The sequence below is a fragment of the Actinosynnema sp. NPDC091369 genome (assembly GCF_044757065.1).
In the GTDB taxonomy this organism is placed as follows: domain Bacteria; phylum Actinomycetota; class Actinomycetes; order Mycobacteriales; family Pseudonocardiaceae; genus Actinosynnema.
In genome coordinates, this window is sequence record NZ_JBIVUG010000018.1 from 73,964 (window position 1) to 92,967 (window position 19,004).

22 protein-coding genes are annotated in these 19,004 nt (G+C 72.7%); 11 read left to right on the forward strand and 11 right to left on the reverse strand.

What is annotated here, in order from left to right; all coding sequences use genetic code 11:
* Positions 1-28 precede the first annotated feature (28 nt).
* Positions 29-826 carry a proteasome subunit alpha gene (gene prcA / locus ACIQMJ_RS37930; protein ID WP_499765846.1) on the forward strand — a complete coding sequence of 266 codons (798 nt, stop codon included), beginning with the start codon at positions 29-31 and terminating at the stop codon, positions 824-826.
* 52 nt (positions 827-878) lie between these two features.
* Here the strand turns inward: prcA and ACIQMJ_RS37935 are convergent, their stop codons facing one another.
* Positions 879-1,109 carry a hypothetical protein gene (locus ACIQMJ_RS37935; RefSeq protein WP_499765847.1) on the reverse strand — a complete coding sequence of 77 codons (231 nt, stop codon included), beginning with the start codon at positions 1,107-1,109 and terminating at the stop codon, positions 879-881.
* 207 nt (positions 1,110-1,316) lie between these two features.
* Here ACIQMJ_RS37935 and ACIQMJ_RS37940 point away from each other — a divergent pair, with 207 nt between their 5' ends.
* Positions 1,317-1,628 (forward strand): hypothetical protein, encoded by a 312-nt coding sequence (locus ACIQMJ_RS37940; RefSeq protein ID WP_499765848.1) that lies wholly within the window; start codon positions 1,317-1,319, stop codon positions 1,626-1,628.
* Between the two features lie 47 nt (positions 1,629-1,675).
* On the opposite strand, the gene ACIQMJ_RS37945 is transcribed toward ACIQMJ_RS37940, so the two are convergent.
* From ACIQMJ_RS37945 to ACIQMJ_RS37970, 6 genes are all read right to left on the reverse strand, one after another.
* Positions 1,676-2,128 (reverse strand): acyl-CoA thioesterase, encoded by a 453-nt coding sequence (locus tag ACIQMJ_RS37945; RefSeq protein WP_499765849.1) that lies wholly within the window; start codon positions 2,126-2,128, stop codon positions 1,676-1,678.
* A gap of 53 nt (positions 2,129-2,181) precedes the next feature.
* Complete coding sequence (locus tag ACIQMJ_RS37950; RefSeq protein WP_499765850.1) at positions 2,182-3,723, reverse strand: glycerol-3-phosphate dehydrogenase/oxidase; 1,542 nt, start codon at positions 3,721-3,723, stop codon at positions 2,182-2,184.
* Positions 3,716-5,221, reverse strand: a complete 1,506-nt coding sequence (glpK, locus tag ACIQMJ_RS37955) for a glycerol kinase GlpK (RefSeq protein WP_499765851.1) — start codon at positions 5,219-5,221, stop codon at positions 3,716-3,718. Before glpK ends, ACIQMJ_RS37950 begins: the two co-directional genes overlap by 8 nt.
* Positions 5,222-5,231: 10 nt before the next feature.
* Positions 5,232-5,978: an MIP/aquaporin family protein gene (locus tag ACIQMJ_RS37960; protein ID WP_499765852.1), complete on the reverse strand. Its 747-nt coding sequence runs from the start codon at positions 5,976-5,978 to the stop codon at positions 5,232-5,234.
* Between the two features lie 66 nt (positions 5,979-6,044).
* Entirely contained in the window at positions 6,045-6,812 is a 768-nt protein-coding gene (locus ACIQMJ_RS37965) for an IclR family transcriptional regulator (RefSeq protein ID WP_499765853.1), read from the reverse strand.
* 48 nt (positions 6,813-6,860) lie between these two features.
* The gene (locus tag ACIQMJ_RS37970) at positions 6,861-7,157 is read right to left on the reverse strand and encodes a helix-turn-helix domain-containing protein (protein WP_499765854.1); all 297 of its coding nucleotides are present in this window, start codon (positions 7,155-7,157) and stop codon (positions 6,861-6,863) included.
* A gap of 150 nt (positions 7,158-7,307) precedes the next feature.
* On the opposite strand from ACIQMJ_RS37970, the gene ACIQMJ_RS37975 reads away from it, so the two are divergent.
* Entirely contained in the window at positions 7,308-7,808 is a 501-nt protein-coding gene (locus ACIQMJ_RS37975) for an RICIN domain-containing protein (protein ID WP_499765855.1), read from the forward strand.
* Positions 7,809-7,860: 52 nt separating this feature from the next.
* On the opposite strand, the gene ACIQMJ_RS37980 is transcribed toward ACIQMJ_RS37975, so the two are convergent.
* Both ACIQMJ_RS37980 and ACIQMJ_RS37985 read right to left on the reverse strand, forming a co-directional pair.
* On the reverse strand, positions 7,861-8,757 hold the full coding sequence (locus tag ACIQMJ_RS37980; RefSeq protein WP_499765856.1) for a bifunctional helix-turn-helix transcriptional regulator/GNAT family N-acetyltransferase: 897 nt from the start codon (positions 8,755-8,757) through the stop codon (positions 7,861-7,863).
* A gap of 38 nt (positions 8,758-8,795) precedes the next feature.
* Entirely contained in the window at positions 8,796-10,229 is a 1,434-nt protein-coding gene (locus ACIQMJ_RS37985) for a bifunctional phosphatase PAP2/diacylglycerol kinase family protein (protein WP_499765857.1), read from the reverse strand.
* A gap of 80 nt (positions 10,230-10,309) precedes the next feature.
* Here ACIQMJ_RS37985 and pafA point away from each other — a divergent pair, with 80 nt between their 5' ends.
* The 4 genes from pafA (at position 10,310) to ACIQMJ_RS38005 (ending at position 14,244) form a co-directional block, all read left to right on the forward strand.
* Entirely contained in the window at positions 10,310-11,668 is a 1,359-nt protein-coding gene (pafA, locus tag ACIQMJ_RS37990) for a Pup--protein ligase (protein WP_141982938.1), read from the forward strand.
* Between the two features lie 40 nt (positions 11,669-11,708).
* Complete coding sequence (locus ACIQMJ_RS37995) at positions 11,709-12,731, forward strand: WD40/YVTN/BNR-like repeat-containing protein (protein WP_499765858.1); 1,023 nt, start codon at positions 11,709-11,711, stop codon at positions 12,729-12,731.
* Positions 12,732-12,818: 87 nt separating this feature from the next.
* Entirely contained in the window at positions 12,819-13,376 is a 558-nt protein-coding gene (locus ACIQMJ_RS38000; protein WP_499765859.1) for an ArsR/SmtB family transcription factor, read from the forward strand.
* The gene (locus ACIQMJ_RS38005) at positions 13,369-14,244 is read left to right on the forward strand and encodes an SRPBCC family protein (RefSeq protein WP_499765860.1); all 876 of its coding nucleotides are present in this window, start codon (positions 13,369-13,371) and stop codon (positions 14,242-14,244) included. The genes ACIQMJ_RS38000 and ACIQMJ_RS38005 overlap by 8 nt, the downstream gene beginning before the upstream one ends.
* Here the strand turns inward: ACIQMJ_RS38005 and ACIQMJ_RS38010 are convergent.
* Positions 14,231-14,860: a response regulator gene (locus tag ACIQMJ_RS38010; RefSeq protein ID WP_499765861.1), complete on the reverse strand. Its 630-nt coding sequence runs from the start codon at positions 14,858-14,860 to the stop codon at positions 14,231-14,233. The genes ACIQMJ_RS38005 and ACIQMJ_RS38010 overlap by 14 nt on opposite strands.
* The gene (locus ACIQMJ_RS38015; protein ID WP_499765862.1) at positions 14,857-15,822 is read right to left on the reverse strand and encodes a sensor histidine kinase; all 966 of its coding nucleotides are present in this window, start codon (positions 15,820-15,822) and stop codon (positions 14,857-14,859) included. Before ACIQMJ_RS38015 ends, ACIQMJ_RS38010 begins: the two co-directional genes overlap by 4 nt.
* Positions 15,823-15,965: 143 nt before the next feature.
* Between ACIQMJ_RS38015 and ACIQMJ_RS38020 the strand changes: the two genes are divergently transcribed.
* The 4 genes from ACIQMJ_RS38020 (at position 15,966) to ACIQMJ_RS38035 (ending at position 18,975) form a co-directional block, all read left to right on the forward strand.
* Positions 15,966-16,472, forward strand: coding sequence for a GlcG/HbpS family heme-binding protein (locus ACIQMJ_RS38020; RefSeq protein ID WP_499765863.1), 507 nt, complete (start codon positions 15,966-15,968; stop codon positions 16,470-16,472).
* Between the two features lie 263 nt (positions 16,473-16,735).
* Positions 16,736-17,722 (forward strand): helix-turn-helix transcriptional regulator, encoded by a 987-nt coding sequence (locus ACIQMJ_RS38025; protein ID WP_499765864.1) that lies wholly within the window; start codon positions 16,736-16,738, stop codon positions 17,720-17,722.
* Positions 17,719-18,690 carry a helix-turn-helix transcriptional regulator gene (locus ACIQMJ_RS38030; RefSeq protein WP_499765865.1) on the forward strand — a complete coding sequence of 324 codons (972 nt, stop codon included), beginning with the start codon at positions 17,719-17,721 and terminating at the stop codon, positions 18,688-18,690. The genes ACIQMJ_RS38025 and ACIQMJ_RS38030 overlap by 4 nt, the downstream gene beginning before the upstream one ends.
* A gap of 18 nt (positions 18,691-18,708) precedes the next feature.
* A complete protein-coding gene (locus ACIQMJ_RS38035) occupies positions 18,709-18,975 on the forward strand; it encodes a bacteriophage holin (RefSeq protein WP_499765866.1) in 267 nt (88 codons plus the stop codon).
* The last annotated feature ends 29 nt before the right edge of the window (positions 18,976-19,004 follow it).

Genomic DNA, 19,004 nt, shown 5'->3' on the forward strand with positions numbered 1-19,004 from the left:
GCATCCGCCGAGCCCGGGAGCCGCAGCAGTGACGATGCCGTTGTACGCCTCACCCGAGCAGATCCTCCGCGACCGCGCGGAGTACGCCCGGAAGGGCATCGCCCGAGGCCGGAGCGTCGTCGTGCTCCGGTACGCCGACGGCGTGCTGTTCGTCGCGGAGAACCCGTCCGCGACCCTGCACAAGGTGTCCGAGATCTACGACCGCATCGCGTTCGCCGCGGTCGGCCGCTACAGCGAGTTCGAGAACCTGCGGCAGGCGGGCATCCGGTTCGCCGACATCCGCGGCTACCAGAACGACCCGCGCGACGTCACGGGCCGCTCGCTGGCGAACGTCTACGCCCAGACCCTGGGCTCGATCTTCGCCGAGCAGATCAAGCCGCTGGAGGTGGAGATCTGCGTGGCCGAGGTCGGCACCGAGCCGGAGCAGGACACGCTGTACCGCCTGACCTACGACGGCTCGATCGTGGAAGAGCCGCAGTACGTCGTGATGGGCGGTCAGGCCGAGGCGACGGGCACCGCCCTCAAGGACGCCTACACCGAGGGCCAGCCGCTGGCCGAGGCCGTGGGCACGGCGGTGAAGGCCCTCAGCTCGGGCAGCACCACCACCGGCAACGGCAAGCCGGACCTCCTCGACCGCGGCAAGCTCGAGGTGGCCGTGCTGGAGCGCTCCCGGCCGCGGCGGGCGTTCCGCCGCATCACGGGGGCGGCGCTGGCGGCGCTGCTGCCCGGTGACGAGCCGGCGCCCGCCGAGGAGCCGCCCGCCAAGGACGGCAAGAAGAAGCCGGTGACGGACGTGAACCTGCCGCCGAACGACGACAAGGCGTAGCTCCCACCACGACCGGAGGCCCCCGACGCCACGTCGGGGGCCTCCGGTCGTGCTACAGGAAGATCTTGACGAGCTGGTCGCGGCCTTCGGGGTCGCGCAGCACGACCTGGTTGCCCGCGCGCAGCTCCGAGTCGACGAACTCGTAGATCAGCAGCGCCCGGTTGACCAGGTCGACCTTCTTCAGCCCGGTCCGCTCCTGGAGCTTGCCCAGCGCCTCGACCGCCTCCGCGGTCAGCGCGACGTTCACCCGATCCGCCACGGCGGGTCGCTCGGTCGACGACATGACCCGAAGGCTAGTCCCCGGACCACCGAAAGACCACATTTCCGGTGGCGAATCTTTGCAGGAACTGTTGTGGCGCGCAGTCGGCGCGGTACGGTGAGGGCGCTCGTCCGAGCACGCACCCGCAGTCCACATGCAGAACCGGCAGCTGGAATCCGAGGGGGAGAACCCGGCCGCCGGTGGGGGTCATGTGGAAGGAAGGTGCAACGGATGGGTGAAGTGAGACCGGACCCGGAGCCTGTCGGGTCCGATCCGGCCGCGGGGTGGGGCGACCCGACCCGCGCGGCCCGGATACGCCTGGAGAAGTCGGGCTTGCTCGTGGAGGCGACGGTCCCCGCCGCCCACACGTCCCGCCTGCTCGACGCGGCGGTCGTCGCCGTGGCGGCGGCGGGTGCCGTGGTGTGTCCGGTGCTCACGTTGCGGGTGGTCCCACCGGACTTCCCCACGTGGGCCGCGGTGGCTCTGGTCGCCGGGCAGATCGGTCTGCTCGGGGTGCTGGCGCTCGTCGCACGCCGCAGGTGAAGGAGCGGCTGGGGCACTCGACGCGTGAGTGCCCCTTTCGCGTCACGTCAGGCGCGGGCCAGGGGCGAGGGCAGTTCGGCGAAGTCCTTGGTGCGGTCCAGCGCGCCGAGCACGGCGAGCAGGTCGGCGGGCGGCGCGGTCAGCCGGCGGGCGTCCAGGTCCAGCCAGCCCGCGGTGGTCACGATGGTGGCGGCGGTCCGGCCGTCGGCCCTGATCACCTTGTTGTGCAGGCGGAACCGCGCGCCGTCCGACGCGAGGCCGTCCAGTCGCAGCTCCACCACGATCGGGTCGAGCAGGCGCATCTCGGCGCGGTACCGGATGTCGTCGCCGTGGGAGATCGGCCCGATCCGGCGGGCGGCGAACTCGGCGGCCGGGAAGCCCGCGGACGCGAAGTACTGCATCCGGTTGTCCTCGGCCGCGTCCAGGTACGCGGTGGTGCGCATGTGGCCGTTCTGGTCGACGTCCGGCCAGCGCACGTGGGTGGTGCTGGTGAAGGGCATGCGTCGAGTATGCGGACCCCCACCGGCACCACCCGCCGGACCTGCGCGACGGACTACGCGGTCGCCCGCGCCAGGAGCCGCCCGGTGCGCTCGCGCACCGACGGCGTGTCCAGCCCGCGGACCACGACGGTGGTCCGCCGCCGCAGCACGTCGTCCACCTCGGTCGCCCACTCGTACCGCTGCGCGTGCGCCACCTGCGCCCAGATGTCGGGCCCGTCGGGGTGCACCCGGTCCAGCAGCGACGGGTCGTCCGACGCGAGCGCCAGCACCTCGTGGCTGACCGTCCCGTAGTGCGTGGCCAGGTGCCGGAGCACGTCGTCGGGCACGGCGGGCAGCTCGCGGCCCAGCTGCGCGCTCACCCGCTCGGGCAGCGCCGCGCCCGGCAACGCCGCCGGCACCCCGTCGAACGCGTGCGCCAGGTCCCGCCCCAGCGCCTCGCCGACCCGGGCCAGCACCGACGCGCCGATCCGCCGGAACGTGGTCCACTTGCCGCCCGCCACGCTGATCATGCCGCCGCGGCCCCGCGTGATCACGGTCTCGCGCTTGGCGTGGCTGGTGTCGCCCGACCCGCCCGGCAGCACCCGCAGCCCGGCGAACGCGTACGCCAGCCGCGACCGGTCCAGCGCCGCGGCCGAGATGCCGACCGACGCCTCGCCGAGGATCTGGTCGACGTCGGCCTGGGAGCACCGCACGTCCGCCGGGTCGCCCTCGTACGGCTCGTCGGTGGTGCCCAGCAGCAGCTGCCCCTCCCACGGGATGGCGAACGACACCCGCACGTCGTCCACCGGGATGGTCATCGCCGCGCGCCACGGCGCGTCGGTCCTCAGCACCAGGTGCGCGCCCTTGGACAGCCGGATGCTGGGCGCCGCCGCCGGGTCCTCCATCCGCCGCAGCGAGTCCAGCCACGGCCCGGTGGCGTTGACCACCACCGACGCGTCCAGCCCGAACTCGCCGCCGTCGACCTTGTCCCGCAGCTCGACGCCGGTCACGGCCGACCCGCGCTTGCGCAGCCCGACCACCTCGACGTGGTTCAGCAGCACCGCGCCCGCCTCGGCCGCCGCGCGCGCCGCCGTGATGGCCACGCGCGCGTCGTTCATCTGGTGGTCGTGGTACAGCGCCGCACCGCGCAGGCCCTCGGTCCGCAGGTGCGGCACGTACTCCGCGGCCCGCCGCGCCGACAGCACCTTGCCCACGCCGTCGCCGAACCCGGACAGCGCCGAGTACAGCACCACCCCCGCGCCGAGCACGGACCGCGAGTGCGGCCCGCCCCGGTACACCGGCACCAGGAACGGCAGCGGCCGGACCAGGTGCGGGGCCAGCCGGTCGCCCAACGCGCGCCGCTCGGCGTGGTTCTCCCGCACCATCGGCACCGCGCCGGGCCCCATCGCCAGGTACCGCAGGCCGCCGTGCACGAGCTTGGACGACGCGCTGGACGTGGCGCCCGCGAAGTCGCCCGCCTCGACCAGCGCCACCCGCAGGCCCGAGCGGGCCGCCGCCCACGTGGTGGCGATGCCCAGCGCGCCGCCGCCGATCACGACCAGGTCGAAGGCGCCGTGTCCCAGCGCCTCGCGCGCCCTGGCCCGTTGCTCACTCATCGTTGTCGTCCTCGTCAATCCAGCCGACGGTCCGCTCGACCGCCTTCTTCCACTTGCGGTAGCCCTTGTCACGCGTCTTCGCGTCCATCGTCGGCAGCCACTCGGCGGCCTTGTGCCAGTTCTCGCGCAGGGTCTCGGTGTCCGACCAGTAGCCGACCGCGAGCCCGGCGGCGTAGGCCGCGCCCAGGCAGGTGGTCTCGGCGACGATCGGCCGCACCACCGGCACGTCGAGCACGTCGGACAGGAAGCCCATGAGCAGGTTGTTGGCGGTCATGCCGCCGTCGACCTTCAGCGTGGTCAGCTCCACGCCCGAGTCGGCGTTCATCGCGTCCACGACCTCGCGGGTCTGCCAGGCGGTCGCCTCCAGCACCGCGCGGGCGATGTGGCCCTTGTCGATGTAGCCGGTCAGGCCCGCGATGACGCCGCGCGCGTCGGACCGCCAGTGCGGCGCGAACAGGCCGGAGAACGCGGGCACGAAGTACGCGCCGCCGTTGTCCTCGACCGACCGGGCCAGCGTCTCGATCTCGGGGGCGCTCCCGATGAGCCCCATCTTGTCGCGGAACCACTGCACCAGCGCCCCGGTCACCGCGATCGCGCCTTCCAGCGCGTACGCGGCGGGCTGGTCGCCGATCTTGTAGCCGACCGTGGTGAGCAGGCCGTTCTCCGAGACCACGGGCTTGTCGCCGGTGTTGACCAGCAGGAAGCTGCCGGTGCCGTAGGTGCACTTGCCTTCGCCGGGGGAGTAGCACGTCTGGCCGAACAGCGCGGCCTGCTGGTCGCCCAGGGCGGAGGCGACGGGGACGCCGTCCAGCGTGCCGGTCGCGGTGCCGTAGACCTCGGCGGACGAGCGGATCTCCGGCAGCATCGCCTTCGGCACGCCGATCGCGTCGACCAGCTCGTCGTCCCAGTCCAGCGTCTCCAGGTTCATCAGCATGGTGCGGCCGGCGTTGGTGACGTCGGTGACGTGGCGGCCGGTGAGCTTCCAGATCAGCCAGGTGTCCATGGTGCCGAACAGGACCTCGCCGCGTTCGCCGCGCTCGCGCAGGCCGTCGACGTGGTCGAGCAGCCAGCGGACCTTGGGGCCGGAGAAGTAGGTGGCCAGCGGCAGGCCGCACTTGTCGCGGAACCGGTTCTGGTCGCCGAGCTCCTTGACCAGCTGGTCGGTGCGGGTGTCCTGCCAGACGATCGCGTTGTGCACGGGCTTGCCGGTGGCCTTGTCCCACACCAGCGTGGTCTCGCGCTGGTTGGTGATGCCGACGGCGGCCAGGTCGTGCACGGTCAGCGACGCCTTCTGCAGGGCGCCGTGCACGACGTCGAGCACGTTGGCCCAGATCTCCTCGGCGTCGTGCTCGACCCAGCCGGGCCTGGGGAAGATCTGCCGGTGCTCCTTCTGCGCCACGGACACGATCGCGCCGCCGTGGTCGAAGACGATGCAGCGTGAGGAGGTCGTGCCCTGGTCGATGGCTGCCACGAAGGATCGGGTGGAGTAGGTGCTCACGGGACGCTCCTCAGTAGACGGCGATGTCGACGAGCCCGGCCAATGCTCCGCCGATCAGGGGACCGACGACGGGGATCCAGGCGTATCCCCAGTCCGATCCACCCTTTCCGGGGATCGGCAGGACGGCGTGCGCGAGCCGGGGTCCGAGGTCGCGCGCGGGGTTGATGGCGTAGCCGGTGGGCCCGCCCAGGGACATGCCGATGCCGACGACGAGCAGGGCGACGATCAGCACGCCGGTGCCGGAGGTCTCCAGCCCCTTGGTCTGGCCGGTGGCCAGGATGACGAACACCAGCACGAACGTGGCGATGACCTCGGTGGTGAGGTTCTGGGCGCGGTGGCGGACCTCGGGGCCGGTGGCGAAGATGCCGAGCACCTCGCCGGTGTTGGCGCGGAACTGGCCGAGGTAGGCGAGGTAGCACAGCACGGCGCCGGTGAACGCGCCGAGGAGCTGGGCGAGCAGGTAGAGGGGGACGGTGGCCCAGTCGCCGTTGTGGATGGCCAGGCCGACGGTGACGGCGGGGTTGAGGTGGGCGCCGGACAGCGGCGCGACGGCGTAGGCGCCCGCGAGCACCGCGAAGCCCCAGCCGAACGTGATCACCGCCCAGCCCGCGCCGTTCGACTTGGACTTCGCCAGCACCACGCCCGCGACGACGCCGTTGCCGAGCAGCAACAGCAGTGCGGTGCCCAGGAACTCACCGATGAAGATCGACTGGTTGGTCATCCACGCGCCCTCTCTGGCCTGAATGCCGTTCGACAATGTCGTACGGTGCGCGTGAATCCTGTGCCGACGCTCACAAGATGTCAACCCTTCCGGAACGCCGCGCTACCAGGGGATGGCGCCGAGCTCGCGCGAGATGGACCGCGCGGCCTCCCGGACGTAGGACACGAGGTCGGTGCGCGGCTGCTTGTGCGCGTCGCACAACCGCTCGACCGGCCCGGAGATCCCGACCGCCCCCACGGTCACCGCGCGCCGGTCCCGGATGGGCGCGGCCAGCGACACCTCGCCCTCGACCAGCTCCTCCACGTCCGACGCCCAGCCGCGCTGCCTGACCTGCTCCAACGCGTCGCCGAGCCGGTCGAGGCCGGTGATCGTGGCGGCGGTGTAAGCCTTGAGCGGCTCGTCGTCGGCGAGGCCGAGGCCGACGGGGTCGTCGGCGAGCAGGACCTTGCCCAGGGCGCTGGCGTGCGCGGGCAGGAGCGCGCCGACCTCGAGGACCTGGCGCGAGTTGTCCGGGCGGAACACGTGGTGCACGACCAGGACCTGGTTCTCGTGCAGCGTGCCGATGCGGACGCTCTCCATGCTGCGCGAGGCCAGCGAGTCCGACCAGTTCAACGCGCGGGTGCGCAGCTCGTTGCCGTCGAGGTAGTTGCTGCCGATGTGGAACAGCGCCGCGCCGAGCTGGTACTTGCCCGTGTCGGGCGACTGCTCGACGAACCCGACCAGCTGGAGCGTCCGCAGGATGCCGTGCACGGTCGGTTTGGGCAGCTCCAGGGCTCGGGCGAGCTCCGCGACCCCCATCCGCCGCGCGCCGCTGGCCAGCAGCCGCAACACCGCGGCCGCCCGTTCGATGGACTGGATGGGTCCGGGCACGCGATCACTGTAGCGCGAAGGCGTTCGACCATGTCGAACCGACGTGGGTCAGCGCGGTTCCGGCGCCAGCCCGAGTCGTCGACGGCAGTCGGGCGGCATGCCCACGCCGTCCGCGATCCGCTCGATGGTGTCCAGCGTGGGCAGCCGCCGTCTGCGCATGTACTCGCTGATCCGCCCCTGCGCGATGCCCGTGACGCCCGCGAGGTCGTTCTGGCTGTACCCGGCGTAGCGCCGGAGCAGGACCAGCAGGCTCGCGATGTCCCGCGCCTCCAGCGCGGCGACGACCTCCAGGCGCGACCACAGGCTGTCCGGCACGCGCGCGACCCATCCGACTCTTCGTTCCATGACAAGTCCCCCCGACTGGGAATCGCCTGCCACCCAGGGGAGTGTTACGGAAGGGAACCGCGCAATCACACGGTGATATCTCACCCTGTGCTGCCCAGCCCGAGGTGCTCCCTGGGACGGTTCGAACCCGTCGACCTTTGGGGGGATCGAATGCGTCACCTGACGAAGCTGCTCGCGGTGCTGGGCCTGCTGCTCGCCGCGTTGACCGCCACGCCCGCGGGCGCGTCGGCCGGCGCCCCGACCGCGCGGACCGCGCACACCCCGATCCAGAGCACGCACGACTGGCGCTGCCTGGACTCGGACGTGTCGTCGCCGACCCACAACGGCACCGCGGTGCAGATCTGGGACTGCAACGGCTGGGACAACCAGAAGTGGACCTACTACGACGACTACACCATCCGCAGCACGCACGACGGCCGCTGCCTGGACGCCGACGTCTCGTCGCCGACGCACGACGGCACCAGGGTGCAGGTGTGGGACTGCAACGGGTGGGACAACCAGAAGTGGACGATGTACACCAACGGCGAGATCGTGAGTTGGCACGACGGCCGCTGCCTGGACCTGGACGTGTCGTCGCCGACGCACAACGGGAGCCGGGTGCAGGTCTGGACGTGCAACGGCTGGGCCAACCAGGCTTGGTACAAGTCCTGACGACCCGGGCGGGCGTCCCGGCCGGTGGCGGTCGGGACGCCCGCCCGCGCCGTCACAGGTCCAGCGACCAGGTCTGCGCTTCGACGTCCCGGCCGAACAGGCGTTCCGGGGTGCTGGTGTCGAGGCGGAAGCCTGCCTTCTCGTAGATGTGCCGTGACGCGGCGAGCCCGGCCACGGTCCACAGCACCACCCGCGCGTACCCCGCCCGGCGGGCGAAGCGCAGGCACTCGTCCACCAGTCGCGCGCCGATGCCCAGGCCGCGCGCGGCGGGCTCGACCAGCAGCAGGCGCAGCTTGGCGGTGCGGTCGTCCACCCGCACGCAGAACACGGACCCGACCGGCTCGCCGTCGACCTCGGCGATCCACGCCGCCTCGCGGTCGGGGGAGTGGTGCTCCGCGTACTCGCCCGCGACCCGCGCCACCAGGGCCTCGAAGCTCTGGTCGAAGCCGCACTCCTCCGCGTACCGCACGCCGTGCCGGTTGACCACCCACCCGAGGTCGCCCGGGCGCAGCGGTCGCAGCAGGTACGACCCGGGCTTGCCGGTGAGCAGGCGTTCCACCTTGCGCATCGACGCCACCAGCTCGGCGCGGTCCGACGGCGGCACCCGGTCCAGCAGCGCGCCGATCTCGGCGTCCGAGCGGGCGTTCAGCCCGGCGAACACCGACTCGCCGTGCGGCGTGAGGGCCACGACGTGGCGGCGCGAGTCGCGCTCGGACGCCGTGCGGGTGACCAGGCCGTCGCGGTCGAAGCGGCTCAGGATGCGGCTGAGGTAGCCCGCGTCCAGGCCGAGCGCGGTCCGCAGGTCGGGCACCTCGCACGGGCCCGCGGCCAGCTCGAACAGCACGCGCACCTCGGTCAGCGAGTACGGGGAATCGAGGTAGCCGCGGTCGAGCACGCCGATCACGCCGGTGTAGAAGCGGTTGAACGCGCGCACGTCGGCGACCGTCATCGTTGACTCCCTCAACTGAACTGTTGACTGCGTCAACCTTATTCGAGCGGGCGGTAGATGGCCAACGCAGCCGGCCGGGAGCGGAACTCGAACGTCGACCCGGTGGGGCCGACCTCGCCGTCCGTCGCGATGGCCACCTCGCCGTCGAGCAGCCGCACGTCCAGCCACCGCGTCTCCAGGTGCCGGTAGGTGCGGCTGCGGTGCAGCGAGCCGAGCAGCGCGCCGAGGAAGAACCGGGCCCGCGAGAACCGGGTGTCGGCGCGGATGTAGCGGACGTCCATCAGGCCCGCGTCCAGGGCCGGGCGCATGGTCGGCGCGAAGCCCTTGGGTCGGTACGGGCCGTTGCCGACGAACAGCATCCACACCAGGTGCGGCTCGCCGTTCAGCTCGACCCGCAGCGGGCGCGACGTGCGCAGGACGCGGGCCAGCGCGATGCCGGCGGCGGGCCACTTGCCCCACCTGTCCTGCAACTGCTCCCGCATCCGGACCATGTCGGGGTATCCGCCGAGGCTCGCGGTGTTGACGAACCAGCGGGGGCCGGAGCCGTCCACGGACACCGCCGCCAGGTCCACCAGCACGCCGTCGCCGTCCGCGACCGCCCGTGCCGTGTCGTCCAGCCCCCGCACGCCGACGTCCCGGGCGAAGTGGTTCAGCGTCCCCGCGGGCACCAGGACCAGCGGCAACCGGTGCGCCGCCGCCAGCGCCGCGACCGCGGCCACCGACCCGTCACCGCCCGCCACCCCCAGTGCGTGCGGAGCGTGATCGGCGATCACCGTGTCGAGATCCTCGATTCCCACGATCGTGGCCTTCGGCCATTCCTGCAGGATCTCGGCGGTCGGGTCGGTCCCGCCCAGGCCCGCGCTCGGGTTCACCACGACCACCAGGCCCTCGCCGTCGACCAGCGCCTCCAGCTCCTGGTGCTCGCGCGCCGACGCGGGCTCGGTGCGCCCCACCGGCCACCAACGCCTGGTCAGCAGGGCCGCGCCGACCCCGATCGCGGTGCCCGCGGCCACGTCCGACGGCCAGTGCACGCCTGTGTGCACCCGCGAGTACGCGACCGCCGCGGCGACCGGCGCGACCGCCGCGGCCAGCACGGGGGACTCCATGGCCAGCGCCGTGGTGAACGCCGCCGCCGACGCCGCGTGCCCGGACGGGAACGACGACGACGTGGGGCGCTTGGTCAGCCGCCGGGGCACGAGCAGCAGGTCGGCGGCGGGTCGGCGGCGCGGGAACAGGCGTTTCGCGACCAGGCTGGCGCTGAAGCTCGCGCCGCCGATCGCCGCCAGCCCGCGCAGCGCCGCACGCCGCGTCACCCCTTTGCGCAGCGCCAGCACGCCCGCGACCGCGAGCCACAACGCGCTGTGGTTGGCCGCGCGCGACAACTTCTTCATCCCCTCGTCCACCGGGGAGGCGCGCAACGCCCCGGAACGCCTCATCACGGCCAGGTCCAGGCGGTTCACTCGTCGGAGCACACGAGAACGTTATCCGCGAAAACGGTGCGACGCCCGATTGGATCACTGAGGAAAGCGCCGAATGCGCCTACTGTTGAGGGATGCAGCGGCGGATCTTCGGCATTGAGACTGAGTTCGGGGTGACCTGCACCTTCCACGGGCAGCGCAGGCTGTCCCCGGATGAGGTCGCGCGTTATCTGTTCCGCCGGGTCGTCTCGTGGGGACGCTCGTCGAACGTCTTCCTGCGCAACGGCTCTCGGCTCTACCTGGACGTGGGCTCCCACCCCGAGTACGCCACGGCGGAGTGCGACGACCTCGCCCAGCTCGTGACGCACGACAAGGCTGGTGAGCGGATCCTCGAGGACCTGCTCGTCGACGCCGAGCGCAGGCTCGCCGACGAGGGCATCGGGGGAGACATCTTCCTGTTCAAGAACAACACCGACTCCGCGGGCAACTCCTACGGTTGCCACGAGAACTACCTGGTCGCGCGGGCGGGGGAGTTCTCCCGCATCGCCGACGTCCTGCTGCCGTTCCTGGTGACCCGGCAGCTCATCTGCGGCGCGGGCAAGGTGCTCCAGACGCCGCGCGGAGCGGTCTACTGCCTGTCGCAGCGGGCCGAGCACATCTGGGAGGGCGTGTCCAGCGCCACCACCCGCTCCCGCCCGATCATCAACACCCGCGACGAGCCGCACGCCGACGCCGAGCGCTACCGCAGGCTCCACGTCATCGTCGGCGACTCGAACATGTCCGAGGTGACCACGTTGCTCAAGGTGGGCAGCGCCAACCTCGTGCTGGAGATGATCGAGCAGGGCGTCCAGTTCCGCGACTTCAGCCTGGACAACCCGATCCGCGCGATCCGCGAGATCAGCCACGACCTGACCGGCAGGCGGACCGTGCGGCTGGCGGGCGGCAAGGAAGCCTCGGCGCTGGACATCCAGCGCGAGTACTACGAGCGCGCGGTGGAGCACGTGGCCAAGCGCGCGCCCGACCCGATGGCGGAACGGGTGCTGGAGCTGTGGGGCCGCACGCTGGACGCGGTCGAGGCCGAGGACCTGTCCAAGATCGACCGCGAGATCGACTGGGCCATCAAGTACCGGCTGATGGAGCGCTACCAGGCCAAGCACGGCATGGACCTGTCCAACCCGCGCATCGCCCAGCTCGACCTCGCCTACCACGACATCCGGCGCGGCCGGGGCATCTTCGACCTGCTCCAGCGCAAGGACCAGGTGGAACGGGTGACCGACGACGGCGAGATCGAGGCCGCCAAGGACACCCCGCCGCAGACCACGCGGGCCAAGCTGCGCGGTGACTTCATCGCCGCCGCGCAGGCCGCGGGCCGCGACTTCACCGTCGACTGGGTGCACCTCAAGCTCAACGACCAGGCGCAGCGCACCGTGCTGTGCAAGGACCCGTTCCGCGCGGTGGACGAACGCGTGGAGCGGCTGATCTCGTCTCTCTAGCGGTATGCCGGGCGGGGGATCTTCGTGAGGCTCACACCCCATGAAGATCCTTCTCCTGGCGACGGCCACCGCGGCGTCGCTGTTGGCCGCACCTCCCGCCCAGGCGCACCAGGCGTCCTGGGAACTCCACCCCACCGGTGTCGACGTGCGGCTCCGCGCGGTGTCGGCGGTGAACTCGCACGTCGCGTGGACCAGCGGCAAGGGCACCGTGCTGCGCACCACCGACGGCGGGGCGTCCTGGCGGGCCGTGACGCCGCCCGACGCGGCCGACCTCGACTTCCGCGACGTCGAGGCGTTCGACGCGTGGCACGCGGTCGCGCTGACCGCGGGCCCCGCGGACACCTCGCGCCTGTACCGCACCTCGGACGGCGGCCGGACCTGGTCGTTGGCGTTCCGCAACGACGACCCGGCCGCGTTCTACGACTGCATGGCGTTCTTCGACCGGTTCCGCGGCCTGGCGATGAGCGACCCGGTGGACGGGAAGTTCCGGGTCCTTTCCACGCACGACGGCGGCCGGTCGTGGCAGCGCGTGCCGGAGGAGAACTTCCCGCCCGCGCTGCCCGGCGAGTTCGGCTTCGCGGCCAGTGGCCAGTGCGTGACCACGGCCGGGCCGCGGGACGCCTGGATCGCCACCGGCGGCGGCGCGACCGCCCGCGTCCTGCACTCCGGTGACGGCGGCCGGCACTGGACGGTGTCGGACACGCCGCTGTCCAGCTCGGCGTCCACGGGCGTGTTCTCGGTGGCGTTCCGCACGCCGCGCCAGGGCGTGGTCGTCGGCGGCGACTACAAGAACCCGGCGTCGCTGGTCGCGGGCCTGGCGTGGAGCGGCGACGGCGGCGCGACCTGGGACGGGCCCGCGCAGGCGCCGTTCGGCTACCGGTCCGGCGCGGCGTGGTGGGGTGACGCGGTGGTGGCCGTGGGCCCGACCGGCAGCGACATCAGCCGTGACGGCGGCCGGACGTGGCGGTCCCTGGACACCGGCAGCTTCGACACCATCGACTGCGTCGCGGTGTGCTGGGCGGCGGGTGAGCACGGCCGTGCGGGCGTGCTGAGCAGGGGATAGGCGCGAGCGGACCCCGGGTCGAGTGGCCCGGGGTCTTCTCCGGCCCGATTGACAAAACAGATTTTTACGTACAAGGTTATTTTTGCGATGAGAGACGTCCTGTACCTGGAGCAGATCGAGCAGGCCGAGGCACTGCTCAAGCCGCAGCGCATCGAGGTGCTGCGGCAACTGGCCGAGCCGCGGTCGTGCACCGAGGTCGCCGCCGCGCTCGACCAGACCCCGCAGCGGGTCTACTACCACGTGAAACGCCTGGTGGAAGCCGGTCTCGTGACGCAGGTGGCCGAACGGCGCGTGCGGGGCATCAACGAGGGCGTGTACCAGGCGAGCGCGCGCTCGTACTGGTTGTCACCGGGGCTGGTCGGCCGGCTCGGGCTGCGCCGTGCCCGGGACGAGCTGAGCCTGGGCTACCTGCTGGACCTGGTGGAACAGGTCCAGGCGGACATCGCGGGCCTGGACCGTACGCGGCCCGAGCTGCCGTCGCTGGGCGTGTCCGGCGAGATCCGGGTGCACCCCGACCGGCGGCAGGAGTTCTTCGACGACCTCAAGACGACCTTGCAGGACCTGTTCGCCCGCTACGGCGGCGCGGAGGGCGACGCCTTCCGGCTGGCCGTGGCGTGCTACCCGAAGGAGGAGACCGATGAGTGAGACCGTGGTCCTTCGCGCCCGCACGACCGCGCCCCCCGAGCGCGTCCGCCGGGCCCTGACCGACGCCGGTGAGCTGGCCACCTGGCTGGCCGAGCACGCGGTGGTCGAGCTGCCCGACCGGTTCGGGTTCTGGGGCCGGTTCACACCCGGGGGCGACGCGCCGCACCAGACGCTCAGGCACGTGGACGAGCACTCGCTGCGGTTCGACTGGCGGGTCGGCGGCGAGGAGACCACCGTCGGGATCGGCTGGGCCGCCGAGGGCGGCGACACGGTCGTCACGCTCTCGCAGAGCCACTTCCCGGGTTGGGACGTGGCCGTGGTGGAGACCAGCGTCCTCGGCTACCTCTACACGTTCTGGTGCCTGTCGCTGGCCAACCTCGTCGACCACGTCGAAGGCCGCCCGCTCACGCCGAAGGTCGACTTCACCACGACCGAGATGCGCGGCGAGGTGCTGATCGGCGCGCCGGTCGACGCGGTGGCCCACTCGCTGGTCGACGCCGGGCAGTACGCGCGGTGGTTCGGCGCGAGGATCGACATCGAAGCCTGGGAGGGCGGCCGGGTCGCGATGGGCGGGTTCGACCTGAACCCGGAGCCCGCGAAGGTGGTCGACTTCGAGCCCGGCCGGCGGATGGGCATCGACTGGGGCGGCATGGTCTCGACCTGGGAGCTGGCCGAGTCCGACGGCGGCACGCGGCTGACGTTCGTGCAGAGCGGGTTCGACACCGGTCAGCCGCCGTACGGGGCGTGGGCGGGCTGGCTGTCGGGCGTGGCCGAGCTGCGCCGCTTCCACGAGCTGCCCGACTGGCGGCCGATCTGGCTGCGCCCGGAGGTGCCGGGTCTGCCCGAGGGCATGCTCACCGAGGGCTGAGGCGGATCAGCTTCAGCTCGACGGCGGTCCGCACGGCCGCCGTCCGGGTGTCCACGCCCAGCTTGTCGAAGATCCGCACCAGGTGCGTCTTCACCGTCGCCTCGCTGATGAACAGCGCTTTCGCGATCTCCCGGTTCGACAGGCCGCGGGCCAGGTGGTCGAGGATCTGCACCTCGCGCTTGGTCACCGCGGGCGCGGGCGGGCGGCGGAGCAGGCGCCGGGCGATGTCGGGGGACAGCACCGTGCGGCCGGTGGACGCCTGGCGGACCGCGGCGGCCAGCTCGTCGGGCGGGCAGTCCTTGAGCAGGTAGCCGGTCGCACCCGCCTCGACCGCGCGCACCACGTCCGCGTCCGAGTCGTACGTGGTCAGCACCACGACCTGCGGCGGGTCCGGCAGGGCCCGGATGCGCCGGGTCGCCTCCACGCCGTCGATGCCCGCGCCGAGTTGCAGGTCCATCAGCACCACGTCGACGTCCCGCGTGGCGGCGAGGCGGACCGCGTCCTCGCCGGTCGCGGCCTCGGCGACCACCTCGAAGTCGCGGGCCAGCAGCCCGGCCAGGCCGAACCGGACCACCGGGTGGTCGTCCACCACCAGCACCCGCAACGGCCCGGTCACGGCGTCGGCACGCTCACGGCCAGCGCCGTGCCCTCGCCCGGCGCGCTCTCCACCGTCATCGTGCCGCCCAGCTCGGCGACCCGGTCCCGGATCGCGTCCAGCCCGTAGCCGCGGCCCGGCTCCGGGCGGAGCGAGGCCGGGTCGAACCCGCGGCCGTCGTCGCACACGTCGAGCGTCACCGCGTCACCCAGGTAGGTCAGCGTGATCACGGCCGTGGTGGCGTCGGCGTGCTCCCGGACGTTGGCCAGCGCGCCCTGCGCGACCCGCAGCAACGCCACCTCCACCGGCACCGGCAGCGGGTACGGCTCGCCCTCCACCTCGACCCGGTCGCACAGGGCGTGCAACGCGTCGGTCAACGTGCGGCCCTCCAGCGGTGAGAGGTCGCGCACGAACCGGCGCGCCTCGGCCAGGTTCTCCTTGGCCACCTCGCGGGCGCGGCCGGTGTCGCCGAGCTCCAGCAGCAGCGCGATGCTGGACAGGCCCTGCGCCAGCGTGTCGTGGATCTCCCGGGCCAGCCGCTGCCGCTCCTCCAGCGCGCCGGCCTCGCGCAGCAACCGGCGGCGGTCGAAGAACACGGCGGCGGTGATCACGGCGACCCCGACCGGCCCCAGCACCAGGCTCGGTTCGACCGCGTCGGCCAGCCGCACCTGCGCCAGCACCACGGCGGCGGTCAGCACCGCGGCCAGCGGCACGGCCAGGCGCGGGCGCAGCTGCCGCAGGCACTGGAAGAACAGCGGGATGGCGCACCAGCCGAAGCTCGGCGCGAGCCACAGCAGCCCCAGCCACAGCGCCAGCACCGCGGGCAGCGCGGCGTTCCACCGCACGCCGACCGGGTAGGCCGCGCCCAGCAGGGCGGCGGTGACCAGCACGGCGGGCGCGACGCCGTGGTACGCGACGTACCGCGCCGCCGACGCCGTCAACAGCACGTAGAAGCCCGCGTGCATCGCCCGGTGCAGCCACACGGGCCGACCCTAGGCCGGCTGACGGCACCCGGGGTCAACCGATGGGTTGAACCGGGGTCGACCGGAACCACCAGGTCGGCGCGGTGCGGCGGGGAGAGGCTCGAACCCGACACGAACAGGGCTTTCCCGAGGAGGGGGTGGCGATGCGCAAGACCACGATCGCGGTGCTGGTGGCGTTGTCCGTGGCGGGCGCCGGCGGGTACGCGGTGGCCGACCAGCAGCACGGGCGCAGCGGGGTCGCGGTGCGGACCGCGACGACGATCACGATCGACGCGGCGGTGGAGGCGGCCCGAGCGGCGCTGGACGCGGCCGAGAAGGACGGGCAGCGGGTCACCGTCGCCGTGGTGGACCGGGGCGGTGACGTGGTCGTGCTGCTGCACGGCGACGGCGCGGGCCCGCAGACCGAGGAGTCGGCCCGCCGCAAGGCGTTCACGTCGGTGTCGTTCAACGCCCCGACGTCGGCCCTGGCCGCCCGCGTGACCGGCGAGGGCGCCACCCTCCGCGACATCCCCGGCACGCTGTTCCTGGCCGGCGGCCTGCCGGTCGTCTCCGACGGCGCTCCCGTCGCCGGCATCGGCGTCGGCGGCGCCCCGAGCGGCGACCTGGACGAGCGCTACGCCCGCGCCGGCCTGACCGCCATCGGCGCCTAACCCCCTCTCCCCTCGGACCCGCCGGTGGCCCCCCACCGGCGCGTCCCCCCAACCCCCGAGAGTCGAACGCTCAAGTCCCGAGAGTCCTACGTTCAGGTCCCGAGAGTCCTACGTTCAGGACCCCTGAGTTCAACGCTCAGGTCCGCGTCACGACCCCGTGACCGAAGCGGCGCACGCTGCGGCAATCGGCTGAATGGACCATTCACCCGCCTTCACGGCGGGGATGGCGACACCGCGTGTTCGTCCGGGGTTAGGGTTCCGGTGTGGCCATCGCACGTGCCGAACGGCTCGTCAACCTGGTGCTGTGCCTGCTGTCGACCCGGCAGTACCTGACCGCCGAACGCATCCGCGCCATCGTCCCCGGCTATGCCGACGCCGCGACGGACGAGGCGTTCTTCCGCATGTTCGAACGAGACAAGACCGAGCTGCGCGACCTCGGCGTGCCGCTGGAGACAGGCCGCAGCGCGGGGTTGGAGGCGATCGACGGCTACCGCATCGCCCGCCGGGACTACGAGCTCGGCGACATCGACCTGGAGCCGGACGAGGCCGCCGCCGTCGCGCTGGCCGCCCGGCTGTGGGACTCGCCGCAGTTCACCGGCGCGGCGCACGGCGCGCTGATCAAGCTCCGCGCCGCGGGCGTGGACGTCGACCAGGACGTGCACGTGCCGGTCGAGCCGAAGGTCCGCACCAGCGAACCGGCGTTCCCGCCGCTGCTCGCGGCCGTGCAGGAGGGGCGCGTGGTCGAGTTCGACTACCGCCGCCCGGTGCCGGTCGAGGTGCGCACCCGCACCGTCGAGCCGTGGGGCGTGGTCGCCTGGCGCGGCCGGTGGTACCTCGTCGGGCACGACCGCGACCGGGACGCGCCCCGCTGCTTCCGGCTGTCCCGGATCGTCGGCGACGTCCGCGCGATCGGCAAGGCGGGCTCCGTGCAGCGGCCCGACCGGTTCGACCTGCTGTCGTTCGTGGTCCGCAACCAGCCGACCGCCGACCAGCCGCCCGCCACGGCCAAGCTGTGGGTGGCGGCCGGCCGCGCCCAGGGCGTGCGCCGGCGGGCGAAGGTGATCGGCTCCCGCGAGTTCGACGGCGAGCCGGGTGACGTGCTGGAGATCGAGCTGCGGTTCCCCGACTCGGCCGCCGGGTGGATCGCGGGCTTCGGCCCGGACGTGGTGGTGCTCGAACCGGAACTTCTGGCCAAGACGGTGCGCGAGAAGCTGCTCGGCGCGCTGCGCGGCGCGGGGGTGCGCGCGTGAACGCCTCCTCTGACCGGCTGCCCCGGCTGCTGGCGCTCGTGCCCTACCTGTTGGCCCGGCCCGGCATCCCCATCGACGAGGTCGCCGCCGACTTCGAGGTCACGCCCAAGCAGATCCGCAAGGACCTGGAACTGCTGTGGATGTGCGGCCTGCCCGGCTACGGCCCGGGAGACCTGATCGACCTGTCGTTCGAGGGCGAGACGGTCACCGTCACGTTCGACGCGGGCATGAGCCGCCCGCTGCGCCTGACCGCCGCCGAGGCGACGTCGCTGCTGGTGGCGCTGCGCGCGCTGGTGGAGACGCCCGGCGTGGCCGACCAGGACGCGGTGCAGCGCGCGGTGGCCAAGATCGAGGCCGCGGTCGGCCAGGCGCAGCCCGCCGGCGTCGCCGTGGGTCTGGCCCTGCGGGAAGCGCCCGAGACCTCACGCGTGCGGGACACGGTGTCCGACGGTGTGGTGCGCAAGCGCGCGCTGCACCTGCGCTACTACACCCCGTCACGCGATGAGATCACCCAACGGGTCGTGGACCCGATGCGGATGCTGCTGGTGGAAGGCCGCGGCTACCTGGAGGCGTGGTGCCGGGCGGCGGACGGCGTGCGGCTGTTCCGGCTCGACCGGATCGACGCCGTCGACGTGCTGGACGAGCCCGCCGCCCCGCCGCCGCACGCCACGCCCACCGACACGTCGGAGGGGTTGTTCCAGCCGGACCCGTCTCAGCGCACCGCCGTGCTGGTGCTCGAACCGGACGCCCGCTGGGTCGCCGAGTACTACCCGACCGACGGCCTGGTCGAGCTCGGCGACGGCCGGGCCAGGGTGCTCATGCGCTACGCCGACACCGCCTGGATGGTGCGCCTGCTGCTCGGGCTGGGCGGCGAAGCGCACGTGGAGCAGCCGTCCGACCTGGTGGCCGAGGTAGCCCGGCAGGCCGATGCGGCATTGCGCCGGGCGGATCACCTCCCGGCAACCTAGGGCAAGTACGGTGGGTCCGTGCCGTACTTGCCGATCCTGGCGCCGATCGTCCTCGGGGTGGTCGTGCTCGTCCTGACCAGCGTCCGAGTCATCCGATCCTTGCGTCGCTTCCGCGCCGCAAGCACTCTGGTGGGTGACAGGGTCGGCGATGGCGCCGGTCTGCTGCGGGCGCGGTTCGCCGCGCTCGGGGTGGCCGTCGCCGAACGGCGTCCGGATCACGCCCGCGAGGGCAAGCCCCGCGTACCATCGGTGGACCGGGGGAGACAGGAGGACAACGGTGCCTAACCTCGGACCAACCGAGCTGATCATCATCG

Excerpts from the sequence above, each read along its gene's own strand:
- ACIQMJ_RS37935 (WP_499765847.1), bottom strand. The coding sequence starts at position 1,109 with ATGTCGTCGACCGAGCGACCCGCCGTGGCGGATCGGGTGAACGTCGCG.
- ACIQMJ_RS37940 (WP_499765848.1), top strand. The coding sequence starts at position 1,317 with ATGGGTGAAGTGAGACCGGACCCGGAGCCTGTCGGGTCCGATCCGGCC.
- ACIQMJ_RS37945 (WP_499765849.1), bottom strand. The coding sequence starts at position 2,128 with ATGCCCTTCACCAGCACCACCCACGTGCGCTGGCCGGACGTCGACCAG.
- ACIQMJ_RS37950 (WP_499765850.1), bottom strand. The coding sequence starts at position 3,723 with ATGAGTGAGCAACGGGCCAGGGCGCGCGAGGCGCTGGGACACGGCGCC.
- ACIQMJ_RS37970 (WP_499765854.1), bottom strand. The coding sequence starts at position 7,157 with ATGGAACGAAGAGTCGGATGGGTCGCGCGCGTGCCGGACAGCCTGTGG.
- ACIQMJ_RS37975 (WP_499765855.1), top strand. The coding sequence starts at position 7,308 with ATGCGTCACCTGACGAAGCTGCTCGCGGTGCTGGGCCTGCTGCTCGCC.
- ACIQMJ_RS37980 (WP_499765856.1), bottom strand. The coding sequence starts at position 8,757 with ATGACGGTCGCCGACGTGCGCGCGTTCAACCGCTTCTACACCGGCGTG.
- pafA (WP_141982938.1), top strand. The coding sequence starts at position 10,310 with ATGCAGCGGCGGATCTTCGGCATTGAGACTGAGTTCGGGGTGACCTGC.
- ACIQMJ_RS37995 (WP_499765858.1), top strand. The coding sequence starts at position 11,709 with ATGAAGATCCTTCTCCTGGCGACGGCCACCGCGGCGTCGCTGTTGGCC.
- ACIQMJ_RS38000 (WP_499765859.1), top strand. The coding sequence starts at position 12,819 with ATGAGAGACGTCCTGTACCTGGAGCAGATCGAGCAGGCCGAGGCACTG.
- ACIQMJ_RS38005 (WP_499765860.1), top strand. The coding sequence starts at position 13,369 with ATGAGTGAGACCGTGGTCCTTCGCGCCCGCACGACCGCGCCCCCCGAG.
- ACIQMJ_RS38020 (WP_499765863.1), top strand. The coding sequence starts at position 15,966 with ATGCGCAAGACCACGATCGCGGTGCTGGTGGCGTTGTCCGTGGCGGGC.